The organism is Natrinema gari JCM 14663 (assembly GCF_000337175.1).
GTDB classification, from domain to species: Archaea; Halobacteriota; Halobacteria; order Halobacteriales; family Natrialbaceae; genus Natrinema; species Natrinema gari.
Genome location: NZ_AOIJ01000063.1, coordinates 153,272 through 165,598, shown reverse-complemented (window position 1 = coordinate 165,598; position 12,327 = coordinate 153,272). Strand labels below are relative to the sequence as shown.

Here is a 12,327-nt window from a genome sequence, read left to right as displayed (position 1 = left end):
TCGATAAGTTGAACGCTCCGCTCTCGGATATAGGCTGGGCCGGTGATGGACATAAAGACTCGCATGAGGACTGCCGGATCCTTGTCAGCATCGTTAACTCGGCGGTCAAAGACGACTACCTCGAGACGTCGCTTCGCGACGCGAATACTGATGACCACCTCCTCGTTGCTGATGAGTGTCACCGCTATACGGGTGACGTCCACTCTCGCGTTCTCGAGTATCCGAACTCGGCGACGCTGGGACTCTCCGCAACAGTGCGTTATTCCACGACTCAAACCGATTTCCGTACGTCTTCGAAGCATGAGGTCCTGAATCGTCCATCTCACTCTGCGAAGGGGGACGACCGAGTTTCTCAGCGAACTTCTGGAGTCGGTTGAGGAGTTCATCATCTGAGTACAGCTTCTTGCCCATGATTTCTGAGTAGTTGAGTCACTCAGTTTGGTCCCGGTTCGGTATTTGAATGTCCGTTCTAAGGTCTGCGATGCGTCATCCTATCGATGCTGGCTGCTCCACACCCTTTCAGGGGCCCGAAAAACCGAGGCACAGCAGATTAACCAACAATAGGAGAAATAACGCGGAATGTGTTGGTTAAGAACAGAGCTTACTCTTCGCCCTTCCACTTGAGCCGGCGCAGAATCTGCGTTCGATTCTGGTGGGCGTTCTCGTAGGCAACGCACTCTTGGAGGATTTCCATATCCGGGATCGTCGCGATCCCTGCCTTGACCAATCGGTAATTCGATGCTTCAAGACGCTTCTCAGGTGGCAATTCGTCGTCACTCCCGTCGCTGATTGTGGACTATTCCATCTCTGTAGCCCTCCGCCTCTCAAGGGCGAGAAAGACAGAACAGACTACTACGTCACCGTCGCGGCATCAAGCCATCGCGTCTTAAAACCGTTCGCGAAGCGCGCTCTCGCGTTCTCCGAACTGCTCGACTTTCTTGTGCAGGTCGTCGCTGATGCGCTCGATACTCGCAAGCGCTCGCGCGCCGGCTAACGAACCTTGTGACTCGTCGTCGCTGTCACCTTCCAGCTGTTACTATAGAATATGCGACAATAGGCTCGATCAGATACTTTCATCTTCCCAAAAAGAGAGAAATTACGTCGGATTTGGAATTTGACTCTCTGAGAGTTTTTGTATTACATTACGTCCAGACAGTAGCTGTACCTCTACACCCTTTGTTTCCATAGCAGCCCGCCTAGCGTCCTGCGTAAATCCAGACGATGTTGCGACAACGCAGACATCTGCGCCTTCTTGTACTGTCGCGCCAATCGCATTTCGAACCTCTGGACCAGACACGTTCCCGGCTCCATTAGGATCGTAGCGTTTGGCCTGAATAGCGATTGTTCGCTGGCCGTTGCGTGCAATAGCGTCAATTCCTCGATCTCCCGATTGCTGTGTAACTTGGACGTCGTATCCTTTCTTTTGATAGAGCTGCCCCAGAACCTCTTCAAACTGCGTTGGCGTTAACGAAAGCAGATCCGATGGCTGCCACGTCGAGTCAAGTTGAGCCATTACTTCATCTCTGATTGATTTGATGTGAGTGTAGTCGTCAGTAGCGCGGGCTTGGTCGAGACGATTCTGCACCTCAGTCGGATCGATAGAACTGTGCGTCAGGTCAGTAGTTGTGAACATCTCTGCCAATTCTTGCTCGGCGACCCACGCTTCGGCCTTCACCATCGCCTTCTCGGTGCCATCTGAATCTCCTTCCTGAACCGCATTACGGGCGTTCTCGATAGTTGTCGCCTGGGCTTGGCCAGCTGATAAGGGATGAGACGACCCACTGTTGCTTCGAAGTGGTTCGGTCTGGGCTGCGAAACCTTCAACGGCCTTTGCTTGCTCGCAGAATTGTTCGAGAGTTCCTACAGTCAAGATGGTATCAAGACGTTCCCAGAGCGCTGTTGGCTCAACCACTTGGCTATCGACACGAACAGCCAGCTTACTTTTCCCCGAGTCTGGCGGACTACTACTGGGCTGACTCCATAGTTCGACGGTTGTTCGTGCTTCCTCGAATCGATTAATATCTGCAGCAGCCTGTTCAAGCTGGTCGTCTTTCGAGGATGGAAAGTTAGCAAGGGGTTGGTCAAGCAGCTTGGCTCCATCATATCTTTGGCCACGAATTCTAACTTCAAAGCCACTGTCAACCCCCGTAAGCACGTCATTTAGATCGTTCGCGGTTGCGGTATCGTTGTCAGTCCACGTCTGGGCTGCGAGTGACTGAACCTCTGTTCTTGCAACCGGTAACTCCTCGAAGGATAATCTCGAGAGCGTCTGCTTCAATACTGCGAACTGTTCAAGCCGTTGGCTCCAATCCTGGAGATTCTCACGTGGGGCTGTTTGAATAGACTGTACAACCGGTGATTCTTCCTCGGCTGAAGCATTTATGTCGAACTTGTCGTCGAGCGTCTGTGCTCTCGAACAAAGATCTTGGCGCCATTGTCGATCAGCGTAGCGTTTCACCGGTTCAGCGAGACGATTACGAACCGGCTGGCTGAACGTCGGTAGTGTTGTACCTAAGAGAACTATTGCTGCGAACAATCCCCATGCCCGTGGGCGTTCCCAGAATGGTCGATAGACGGTGTAGGTCCGAAGTGTTTCAAAACGAGTAGTTCCAGCATTTGACGCCGCGTAATAGTATAACGTCGCCTCCGTAGGTCCAATCCCGTTCGGTGCGATTGACGCTGGCAAGTCTAGAACCCGTTCGAACGTGGCATATTCTCCTTGGTCGTATGTGGACGGTTCGCAAAGAGGACTGTCCCCTCTCTAGCCGCCCGTTCGGGCCGCCAAGATGTAGGTGCGGCGACAACGGCAACCTCAAGTGGCGCCCTTGGTGGCCTCTCTGTGTTGGCATATGGATTCCCCCAACCGGTCTGCATCCGTATCCGGACGCTTCCGTTTGTGGCAATGCCAGTTGTTGGAGTCGTGATTTGGATATCGAAAGCCCCGTACTCCGTTTCACCACCTGTAGTAGTATACTCTAGCGGCACTGTCGTTGAACGCGTTACAGGATCGACTTGGTCGAACGCTCCTGTGACAGGAACTGAATAGACGAGTAGACATACTCCAAGAATGACGAGGATAGCCCGTGTCGCTTTGAAAGGAAAATCGGGTAGGTATTCGGAACGGTCCGTGGGGATCTCCATATTAGATTGCTATTTGATTACCAGAACAGTCTGGTAATTCTGACGGTTACTGTGCTTGGGTCACGAGTCGGTGTCGTCGGTGCGCTCCTGTCGGTCGTTGTATCGCTCCAGTTCGCGCCCGATTTTCTCGAGCGCCTCGACACCACGTTCAAGGAGCTGATGGGTGGCTCGCGCCAGTCGAAGCGTCTCCATCAGTGCTCCCCCTCCGGAGGTTCGATGAGATCGTTGCTCTCCTCTGCGAGTTCCCGGATTACCCGTTCCACGTTAGCCTCCTTGGCAACCGTTCGATGTGCGAGCGGGGTAGGATATGCACGGTCGCCTTGGCTGCAGAGCACGACCAGCCACTCGTCGCTTCCATCCCCGAGTACGATGTAGTGGTCGCGATCAGCGCGCTGGAAGACCCGCTGGTCCGGGCGAGAGACGGTTCGCCAGTTCTCGGGGAGCGTCGGTGACGGCCGTCCACCGTCGGGGAGCGCAACGACGTCGTCGGTAAGGGTCGCCATCGCGGCGTCGATCTCTTCACCGGTGAGGTGCCAGCACGCCGCGGCCCCATTGCACTCCAGCTGCGAGACCACCTGATTCCGGAACGCGATGTAGTGCTCACGGGCGAACTGCTCATCCTCATAGTAGTCGAGTAGGAGCGCGCACGCGAGGTGGGCGGGCCCACTGCCCCGATACCCGATCTCGAAGCCGTTCGGGCTGTGATTGACGATATTGGGACTGCGGTCGGGGGTGAGTTCCTCATCTTCTGGAAGGCGAGTGACAACGAGCTCTCCTCGTCGACGCCGGCCGCCGTACGCCGTCGTCATTTGAATCGCCCCCGTTCGTCCCGCTCGCGATCAGAGACGTCCCACTCGTGGTCAGTAGGCTTGATCTCGACCCGAAGCCGTGTCGTTCGGCGTGTTCGGAGCGACTGAGTAGTTCGAGATTCTCTGGCCTGTTGTCCCACCGGACGCCATTTTTATGATGGACGTGCTTGTTCGCGACAGCGTCGAACCCGCGTTCTGCTAACATTACGAGCCGGTGGATTCCGACGGAATCTGTCGTCCCACGATAGTTCGTCGCACAGATGACATAGCCACGGTCGGTGAACACGGCGGGATGCTGTCGTCGGTTCGGAGCCGCCTCGCGTGCGTCCCGACAAGGGATGTCGAACTTCTGTATCCACTTTGAGACCGTCTGTTGTGTACATCCCAGTTCGTCCGCGATCTTGACCGTGCTCAACTCCTGTTCCCAGTAGAGTTTGTAGAGGAGCGATTCGTCTCGCCAAGGGTGCTCTGATTCGGTCATGGATCGGTGACGGAGAGTGAATCCCCCGCACCCCCCTCGGGGGCAATAAACGCTATCGACCCGAGATCGTACTTGAATTTCAGCCCGATAAATAGCCTACAGGAAGCCGGAAACTGCTCGATTACTACCAACGTACTACGAATGTTTCTATCCGTTCGTAGAATAGTTCTGCGAGCCGTGCTGAATTCAGAGGATCAACTTACCGATATCCTCCATCAGAACTTATTAGCCGACGAGCGTTTTAATAGAGCTGTCTCGGTAACTTTCTAATAATTCCGGAGTTGCAACTGGATTGACAGACGGCCACCAAGCCGGTTATTCAACGGCAGCAGAACAGATTTTGAGTTCGTCACTAACAGTAATCTCAGCGACAGCGTCGTCATACGTGATGCTGATTGTGGCATAGAGCGGATCGTCGGAGCTGACCCAACCGGTTACGTCAGGGAGCACTTGCTCCGTCGCTCGCATGCTACTCGACTTACTGAGCGGAACACCAAGTTCGATCAACGCCTTCGTCACCTGTGGTTCGAACTGGAGTGCACTGACGATATCGACAGTAATGAACCACGAGCACGTCTCACAGGTCAGCTCCGCAGTCGGTGTCGAGTCCTCATCGAGCCGCTCCCGCGGCACAGTAACGCTGGTGATGCCAGCACACGACGGGCATTGCCCCGTGCGAGCCAGTCCGACGTGGTGCATCATCCGGTCGTAGAGTGCTTTGTAGATCCCCTCGCCCTCGCGGACAGCGAGCCCGTTTTTCGGAAACCGGTATGTAGCTCCCCAGAACAGGTCACACGCGGGGCATTCGACGGTGAGAAACTCCTGTTCGTACTTCCCTCGGAGCCTGGACCCGCAGTTCGGACAGGACTCCTCAATATCGAAGTCGGTCGGTATCGACTCTGTTGGGCGGTTCGCAATGACTGCCTCGTAGAGCGCGATAGCGCTCGCCGTCGGAACGTATCCTTCCGCTATCTCCTCAATATAGACGCCGCGCAGCTTATCGAGGTGGTAGTTAAACTTCCCGCTGTCTTCCATATCCGTTGCTGCCATCAGTTCGGCGTACGAAAGCGTGCGCTGCTCCCGTACGTCCGACCGTGAATCCGGATCCACTGGCGAGTATCGTTCGAAAAACGCGCGCAGAATGTCGAGTCTGATTTTGTGGCCGAGCAACGCGAACGCCTCCTCTGACGCCGCTCCCCCGTGTTCACTGGTCGTCATACAGACTCGTTGAACGGTGGGGCCATTGAGTGCTCCCCTCCGCGACGTGTGTGAATTGTTCTTGTGAAGTTGGGCTCACAGAATGCTTACACACCTGAATACCCATTTCTTACGCAGTACCTACGGATGTCGAATCAAGCTTCATCACCGTCGCTGGGTTCGCGTCTCCGCGAGCGGATCCAGTCGATCAGTCCGTTTTCCCTGACGCTGCTCGGGTTAATCGGAATCCTTGGGAATCTGTTCTCCCAGCTTGAGATACTCAAGTTGTTCCACCTGTTCTGGTTTTTCACACTCTGGCCGTTCGTGTCGATGCTGCTCGGCGACACCAAGCAATCGCTCGGAGTCGGTACCGATGACGAGGGGCCGCGAGACTGGCTCGAAATGGATAATGGATGGCGAGGGCACGTCGCGTTTCTGCTCGGTATCCCACTGTCGGTTTTCAATCCACTCCTGTTTCGCCAGGACGCGATGCAACTGCTGGGGAGTCTCGTCGCTATCGGGAGACACGGTGGTTCGCTTCCCGACCCAGAAACGTACGACCAGGCCACGAACTATCGACTGCCCGTTGAGGGGACGTGGACAGTCGTGAACGGGAGTTCGATCAAAGAGTACTCCCACTCGTGGTTTCCGGCGACCCAGCGCTACGCCTACGACTTCGTGATCACAGACGAAGAGGGGCGCAGCCGTCCAGCAGGTACGGATACGAGCATCGAGAACTACTACTGCTACGACCAACCGGTCCTCGCACCGGCCGACGGTGTCGTATTCGATGTTCACGACGATGACCCGGAGCTCGGGCGAGCCGGTGGATGGTCGCATCCGCTCAAACGGAGTGTGACCGGGAACGCCGTCACGATCCGGCACGCGGAAGACGAGTATAGCAATCTGGTTCACCTTGTTCCGGGCAGTATCGAGGTCAAACCCGGGGATCGCGTGACGCGCGGCGAGCAGATCGGCCGGTGTGGGAATTCGGGGAACTCTGCAGAGCCACACCTCCACTTCCAGCTCCAGGATCACCCGACGTTCGAGATCTCGGCGGGATTACCAGTCCGGTTCGACGGCGTTGACGTGGACACGCCGGAGGTAGATATCGTCGAAGAGACTGGCTGGACGGAACCGGATGGGTCTGGCAGCTACATTCACGTCGGCCAGCGGGTATCACACACTACTGACGGTAAGCCCCATCAAACCGAGGGCACAGCTAGTCCGTCCGAGGTGACGGCTTTCTCGGGGCTCAGTCGCGTCAGGACGCTTGGCCGGGTCGCTACGGGTGTCTCCATCGGTGGCTTCGTCACCGTACTCGGGGGGCTTGTCGTGCCGTCGTTACAGACGATTGCACTCGCGCTCGCAGGACTAGCCGGTCTTGGACTAGTGTATCAGGCCGGGCAAAACCTCGTGGACGGTACCCGAGTTCGTCTCGGGGCCCTCGGAACAGTTTGTGGTGTCGGCGTGGCGTCGGCGTTGGTCGGTGCCTTTGCCGCCCAGGATATACTTACGACACTTGATTCATCTGGGATCGGAACGGGAATGTTCGTGACTGGGTTCCTGTTCTACATCGCGGTGTGGGAATACGGGCGGCGAGACCTGTTCCAAGTTATTAGTGGGGTAGATGATAAATGAGAACGACTATTTATTAGATTCGTCATCTTCTGAGCCGACACGGTGATGTATCTCCCCAGAAGATCTCCTCAACGTATACGAAAATAGATCGAGGTGCGGACACATGCTGAGTTGGATCGAGAGTCCCGAATTCCACTTCGTAATGGTAGCTTTCGGGATCGTGATGATTGTGCTTGGCATACGCGGCTACTCTCGTGAGACTCTCCCACGGTCGAAACTACTGTTTGTGCTGGTCGCATCCGTTGCTTGGATCGCTTACTCAATAGCAGACGCTACAGCATTCCTATCTCTATCAAACTTCATCTCAAGTTTGTTCACGGGAGTTCTGTCTCTCCTGTTCATCTCGCTGTTCTTCTACTGGGGATACACGCGACAAGGGAGCTGAGGGCGATTGATTCGTCTCCACGTGGACGACTGCTTCGTCACAGAGGCTCTAAAACAGAGGATAAACGGGTAAGGAGGCTTATCTCAATGAATAATAAATCGATGGAGCCACCATCAAACGATTCGTCTACCGTGTTTCTGGTGACAATCGCGACAAACGTCGTCCCGCTGGTCGGCGTGTTCCACCTCGGGTGGAGCGCACAGACGTTCGCGGTCGTCTACGCGATGGAACTGGTCGTCACCGTCCCGTTTGCTGGGGTGAAGGCTCTGTTCGCGCGCCGCCCGCCGAACTACGACGAGCTAGAGCGTCCCAACGAGGACAACCCGCTCAAGTCCGACGAGTCAGGCGGAGTCTCCGTCGGCCCGAGCGACCTCAACCGCCGGCGCGGGAGCGTCGCGATCATCGACGCGCTCCCCCCGATCTACCCTCGGAACGTCCCGTTTGCCTTGCGGGCGTTCGGGGCTGCCGTCTCGCTCGCCGGGGCGTTCCTCTTCGTGTTGGGCCGGTTCGTCGACGTGCCGGCAACGCTCACCGACCCAAGCGTGGCGGCGAGCATCGTCTTCCTCATCGTTTCCCAGATCGGCGTCATCGAGCGCGAGTACTTCCGGACGCGACGCTACGAAATGAGCACGCCCCGAGATGTCGTCGCGAGCGCGACGACTGAAGGCACGCTGGCCGTGGTGGCACTCATAGTCGCGATCGGCGGCGGCCCGGCCGGCGCGCTGGTCGCGTTCGTCGCGGTGAAGTTGTTCGCGGAGTGGCGCGGCTACCGCAGCGGGGTGGCGTTCGACCCAGAGGAGGGAGAAGGAACGCTCCCGCCGATGGCGGCTCCGGACGCGCCACCGGCAGCCGAGGTCCGTCCGGGCCGGCGTGCTGTTCGGGCCACCGCGCTCTGGCAGGGCGCGACGGCCGCAGTCAGCAGCGGGCCAGTATATCTCTTCGCGTGGGTCGGGCTCACCGCCGGGTCGGTAAGGGCGCTCACCGCCGCGGTGGTCTGTTTCAGCCTCCTACCAGCCGGCATCGGCGGGCTGAAAGCCATCGAATACGCTCTCACCCACGGCACGCTGACGTACCAGCGCCGCGACGATACGGTAGTCGCGTACGACGACCTCACCAAAACAGTCCAGTGGGCGACCCCCATCGACGACATCCGGGACGCCGAGCTGTGTGAAGGAGAGCTCGTCGACCGCGCCTGCGACACCCGAACGTTCTCGATCACCACGTTTGCGGGCGAGTACGACTACAGCGTCGCACACCTCCGAGAGTACGACCAGGCCGTCGAGGCGTTCGAACTCCCCGTCGAGACGACGGCGTTCGGCCCGCTCGATCGGCGCGTCGCCGCAGTGATAGCCGTGGTCGGAGCCTGTGGTGTCGCCGCCGTCGCCGGGCTCGCCTACTCCGCCCCCTCCGTTGGGGCGGTCGCCGCCGGGTTCGGTGGCCCATTCGGTGTTGTCACCCTCCGATCGGCGTGGCAGTGGGCGCTCCCGACGACGCCGTGAGAGCGCTCAGCTGGTATCGGCAGTCCGTGAGATCGTTTTGATGTTCGCCATTATCAACATAGAATCGCTGTGTGAACCGCTGTAACCGCGACTCTGAACCCATATGACACAGCAGTTACAAGAACCAGTGAATCCGCAAGTAGGTTCCCGGTGAGCCGTCGGAGCAGGTCAAATCCCATAGACGAACCTGTCGATCATCCAGTCTGCCAAGAACAGCCCAGCAAGAAGAAGGCTTGAGAAGAGTGCACCACCGACAGTACCGAACTCGACCCATCCGCCGATGAATCCCGCGCTGAGCACGAATCCACCGAGAGCGATTCGCCAGTTCATATCGGTGGCTTCCCTGATTGTCTCTCTGTGTTGGTACAGTTTCTATATCCACGATAGCGTGTTAGCTCCGTATCCACTCCAGAAGGGTTCCGGCATCTTGTACAAAGTTGTAGGCCCCATAGAGGAGCCAGCTGACGATCAGTACCCCCAGCGGAATGTAGACTTCGAACCAGAGACTCACGGCGACGACAAGCAACCCAGTTATGAACGCCGCTTTCCGCAGCACTCGTCGTTTGAGCCAGCGTCGGTGCCCGTCGAATCCTTTGTCGGAAAGCAACAGCGGCACGTCGTCGGTCCCGCGGAGAACCGGTTCACCCTGCTCAACCTGTATCTCACCGCTAACGCTCACTTCGTCACCTTCCAGCAGCGGACGCGCCTCCAGCAGATAGCGATTCAAATCAATCTCATTGTTGTGTCGCTGCACGTATCCTGCAAACCGTCGGAAGGATCGATGCTCAATGCGATTCCGGAGATAAGTGTACCACGAGTCCCAGAGATACACGGATAGCCGGTCATGCTTGTTGATGCCGCCGATTTCCAACTCCTCCAGTCGTTCGGCGTCAAGTGCGGTTCGGAGCCACGACGGATCGATACGAACCGTCTGACTCCCAGCGTCAACACCGAACCGACCCCATTCGATGCCTGAGGCGAACGTGTGCCAATGCTGGCGCTTCCACCCCCAGTCTTCGATTGTGAGGTCACTGTTGGAGTTGTCCGAGAACCGACTCTGCCAAAGATATGTACCAACAGGCCGGTCAGCGTCTTCTACGGCCGCGGCAGCTGTTTCAACCGGTTCTTCGACCGTCAACTCTCCCGTAAGGGCAACTGACCCACCGTCGACGATTGATGACGGCGTGTCGGCATCGCCTGACGGGAGAGACCGAAGAACGAGCAACGCAGTCAGCGTGCGGTATCCGTGGGCCAGTACGATAACCACTAAGACGGCGATCAGGATCAGGACAATCGTGGGCGGCATGCGTGGATGGAGGTGAGGCGCGTTGAGGGCACCTCAGTGGATGTGTCGTTCAGCGATACTTCGCTGTGGAGACGGTCCTCGGCCGGGCTTGCTGGCTGTATAGGTATCCCGTGATGGTGCACGGAGAGGGCCTTGCGTCACAAGGAAGCGGCATCACACACCGAAGAGTGCAATTCGGTTGAATATTTTGAGAGGTAAACTTCACAAGAATTGGTGCCATTGCACACGATTTTTCGGCGCCACATTCGAAAACGCGATCATGAGATAGTCTCAGCGTGTCCGTCGAGATCGGTGTCGTAATTGTACACGTCAGCGTACGTCGGTTCGGTGACTCCCGCACTCTTCAGGGAGCGACAAACAGGACGGCGTAGCGTTCGGCAACGTATTTGGCAGTTGCAACGTACTGTCCACATAATTGAGGATGGCTGTACTGGACGATCTCTNCAACGTATTTGGCAGTTGCAACGTACTGTCCACATAATTGAGGATGGCTGTACTGGACGATCTCTCGGGGTTCGAGTTCGAGGACGTGATTGAGGACGTGTTCCGCAACCTCGGCTACGAGAACGTCCGCCAGGCCGACCGCACGGCTGACGAGGGTCGCGACGTCATCATGGAGGAGATCGTCGACGGCAGGCGGCGCGCGATCATCGTCGAGTGCAAGCACACGGGGACGGTCGGGCGGCCAGTCGTCCAGAAGCTCCACTCGGCGATCGCGACGTTCGACTTCGACGGCCCCAAACGCGGAATGGTCGTCACGACCGGCCGGTTCACGAACCCGGCTCAGGAGTACGCAAACCGCCTCCAGCAGAACGACGACCCACACCCAATCGAGCTGCTCGACGGCGAGGACCTCCGGGAGATCGCCGACGAGATCGGCCTCGACCTCTATAACGGGCGCATCGAGATTCTCTGCGACGAGACGCTCCGCCCGTACGACCCGGCCGCCGACGTCGACGCGGCCGTCGCGGAGGCGTTCCGCGACATCGAAAACATCGAAGCCGCCGACCTTCCAGAACCGCATTCGTCGGTGTCGTTCCGCCCGGTGGTCGCGGTCACCGCGGACACGAACGCTGTCTTCGAGACGTCGGTAGGCGTCATTCACCGGATCAACGACCGGACGCAATTCGTTGCCCACGCCGAGCGCGGGCAGCCGCAGGTCGTCGACGAGGACGTAGCGACGCTGGTCACCGAGAACCTCCACGCGACGGTTGACCTCGACACCGAGCAGTTCGGAGAGGTGTTCGACGACGTCGAGGAGCGCCGGTTCGGGCAGACCCAAACGGAGTACAAGGAGTGGGCCGTCGAGCGCCTCCAGCAGCACCACACGACGACGGTGACCTACACCGGCGACAACAACGTCACGTACAACAAAACCTGTGAGCCGAACCGCTCGGATATCTCCGTCCAGTCGATCGAACCAGTGTACCTCCCCGAGGTTCGGCACACCACCGACATCCAGGAGTACACCTACCCCTATGAGTACTACGTGGCAGGCCCGTCACGGGTGACCGCTAAGGACGGCATCCATCGGTGCGTCCACTGTGACATGAGCGGCGGCGACAGGACGTACACCTACTGTCCGAACTGCGGGGCCATCGCCTGCTCCAGTCACATCAAAACGGAGCGGCTGGAAGGTGAGCCGATCTGTACGGGTTGTGCAATCACCGAACGGTTCGCGCTGAAGACGAAGTACTTCTACGACGAGGAGAACTTGGAGGCGTTCCGCGAGGAGTACGCCGACATGCCGCTCCACGAGAAGGCGATGGAGAACAAGATACTGGCCGGGGGAAGCGTGGTCGCGACGCTGCTGCTCGTCATCGGCCTCTTCGTCATACTCGGGGTGATCTAGATGTCGTCGGTAGCCG

Annotated in this window: 12 protein-coding genes and 2 pseudogenes; 5 read left to right on the top strand and 9 right to left on the bottom strand. The window is 57.8% G+C overall.

All coding sequences use genetic code 11. The features are described from left to right. Window positions 1-8: 8 nt before the first annotated feature. A pseudogene (locus C486_RS22880) lies at window positions 9-197 on the top strand (hypothetical protein); the annotation flags it as partial. Here C486_RS22880 and C486_RS22875 read toward each other — a convergent pair. The 7 genes from C486_RS22875 to C486_RS16370 all read right to left on the bottom strand — a co-directional run bounded on the left by C486_RS22875 (window position 106) and on the right by C486_RS16370 (window position 5,649). Beyond that, the gene (locus tag C486_RS22875; protein ID WP_394295339.1) at window positions 106-411 is read right to left on the bottom strand and encodes a homing endonuclease associated repeat-containing protein; all 306 of its coding nucleotides are present in this window, start codon (window positions 409-411) and stop codon (window positions 106-108) included. The pseudogene C486_RS22880 and the gene C486_RS22875 sit on opposite strands and share 92 nt — an antisense overlap. A gap of 190 nt (window positions 412-601) precedes the next feature. Next, window positions 602-790 (bottom strand): hypothetical protein, encoded by a 189-nt coding sequence (locus C486_RS16385; protein ID WP_152419189.1) that lies wholly within the window; start codon window positions 788-790, stop codon window positions 602-604. A 306-nt stretch (window positions 791-1,096) separates the two neighbouring features. Further along, window positions 1,097-2,458, bottom strand: coding sequence for a restriction endonuclease (locus C486_RS21140; protein ID WP_152419188.1), 1,362 nt, complete (start codon window positions 2,456-2,458; stop codon window positions 1,097-1,099). A gap of 743 nt (window positions 2,459-3,201) precedes the next feature. After that, the gene (locus C486_RS22615; protein ID WP_008458061.1) at window positions 3,202-3,333 is read right to left on the bottom strand and encodes a hypothetical protein; all 132 of its coding nucleotides are present in this window, start codon (window positions 3,331-3,333) and stop codon (window positions 3,202-3,204) included. Further along, entirely contained in the window at window positions 3,333-3,950 is a 618-nt protein-coding gene (locus tag C486_RS16375) for a DUF6166 domain-containing protein (RefSeq protein WP_008458059.1), read from the bottom strand. The genes C486_RS22615 and C486_RS16375 overlap by 1 nt, the downstream gene beginning before the upstream one ends. Beyond that, on the bottom strand, window positions 3,883-4,155 hold the full coding sequence (locus C486_RS22870; RefSeq protein ID WP_394295338.1) for an HNH endonuclease signature motif containing protein: 273 nt from the start codon (window positions 4,153-4,155) through the stop codon (window positions 3,883-3,885). Before C486_RS22870 ends, C486_RS16375 begins: the two co-directional genes overlap by 68 nt. A gap of 591 nt (window positions 4,156-4,746) precedes the next feature. Continuing rightward, window positions 4,747-5,649, bottom strand: a complete 903-nt coding sequence (locus tag C486_RS16370; protein WP_008458057.1) for a DUF7351 domain-containing protein — start codon at window positions 5,647-5,649, stop codon at window positions 4,747-4,749. 126 nt (window positions 5,650-5,775) lie between these two features. Here C486_RS16370 and C486_RS16365 point away from each other — a divergent pair, with 126 nt between their 5' ends. The 3 genes and pseudogenes from C486_RS16365 to C486_RS22865 all read left to right on the top strand — a co-directional run. Further along, on the top strand, window positions 5,776-7,269 hold the full coding sequence (locus C486_RS16365) for a M23 family metallopeptidase (RefSeq protein WP_008458055.1): 1,494 nt from the start codon (window positions 5,776-5,778) through the stop codon (window positions 7,267-7,269). Window positions 7,270-7,755: 486 nt separating this feature from the next. After that, a complete protein-coding gene (locus tag C486_RS16355; protein WP_193787480.1) occupies window positions 7,756-9,153 on the top strand; it encodes a DUF6498-containing protein in 1,398 nt (465 codons plus the stop codon). Further along, a pseudogene (locus C486_RS22865) lies at window positions 9,144-9,238 on the top strand (IS5/IS1182 family transposase); the annotation flags it as partial. The gene C486_RS16355 and the pseudogene C486_RS22865, both read left to right, overlap by 10 nt. Window positions 9,239-9,321: 83 nt before the next feature. Here the strand turns inward: C486_RS22865 and C486_RS21400 are convergent. Together C486_RS21400 and C486_RS16350 are read right to left on the bottom strand one after the other, a co-directional pair. Beyond that, the gene (locus C486_RS21400) at window positions 9,322-9,483 is read right to left on the bottom strand and encodes a hypothetical protein (protein ID WP_160164304.1); all 162 of its coding nucleotides are present in this window, start codon (window positions 9,481-9,483) and stop codon (window positions 9,322-9,324) included. 61 nt (window positions 9,484-9,544) lie between these two features. Continuing rightward, on the bottom strand, window positions 9,545-10,459 hold the full coding sequence (locus tag C486_RS16350; RefSeq protein ID WP_008458049.1) for a hypothetical protein: 915 nt from the start codon (window positions 10,457-10,459) through the stop codon (window positions 9,545-9,547). A 487-nt stretch (window positions 10,460-10,946) separates the two neighbouring features. Here C486_RS16350 and C486_RS16345 point away from each other — a divergent pair, with 487 nt between their 5' ends. Then, window positions 10,947-12,311, top strand: coding sequence for a restriction endonuclease (locus C486_RS16345; RefSeq protein WP_008458047.1), 1,365 nt, complete (start codon window positions 10,947-10,949; stop codon window positions 12,309-12,311). The last annotated feature ends 16 nt before the right edge of the window (window positions 12,312-12,327 follow it).

Bases quoted from the DNA above. Each gene is read 5' to 3' on its own strand.
- C486_RS22870 (WP_394295338.1), bottom strand. From the start codon at position 4,155: ATGTTAGCAGAACGCGGGTTCGACGCTGTCGCGAACAAGCACGTCCAT.
- C486_RS16350 (WP_008458049.1), bottom strand. From the start codon at position 10,459: ATGCCGCCCACGATTGTCCTGATCCTGATCGCCGTCTTAGTGGTTATC.
- C486_RS16375 (WP_008458059.1), bottom strand. From the start codon at position 3,950: ATGACGACGGCGTACGGCGGCCGGCGTCGACGAGGAGAGCTCGTTGTC.
- C486_RS22875 (WP_394295339.1), bottom strand. From the start codon at position 411: ATGGGCAAGAAGCTGTACTCAGATGATGAACTCCTCAACCGACTCCAG.
- C486_RS16370 (WP_008458057.1), bottom strand. From the start codon at position 5,649: ATGACGACCAGTGAACACGGGGGAGCGGCGTCAGAGGAGGCGTTCGCG.
- C486_RS16345 (WP_008458047.1), top strand. From the start codon at position 10,947: ATGGCTGTACTGGACGATCTCTCGGGGTTCGAGTTCGAGGACGTGATT.
- C486_RS22615 (WP_008458061.1), bottom strand. From the start codon at position 3,333: ATGGAGACGCTTCGACTGGCGCGAGCCACCCATCAGCTCCTTGAACGT.
- C486_RS16365 (WP_008458055.1), top strand. From the start codon at position 5,776: ATGTCGAATCAAGCTTCATCACCGTCGCTGGGTTCGCGTCTCCGCGAG.
- C486_RS16355 (WP_193787480.1), top strand. From the start codon at position 7,756: ATGGAGCCACCATCAAACGATTCGTCTACCGTGTTTCTGGTGACAATC.
- C486_RS21400 (WP_160164304.1), bottom strand. From the start codon at position 9,483: ATGAACTGGCGAATCGCTCTCGGTGGATTCGTGCTCAGCGCGGGATTC.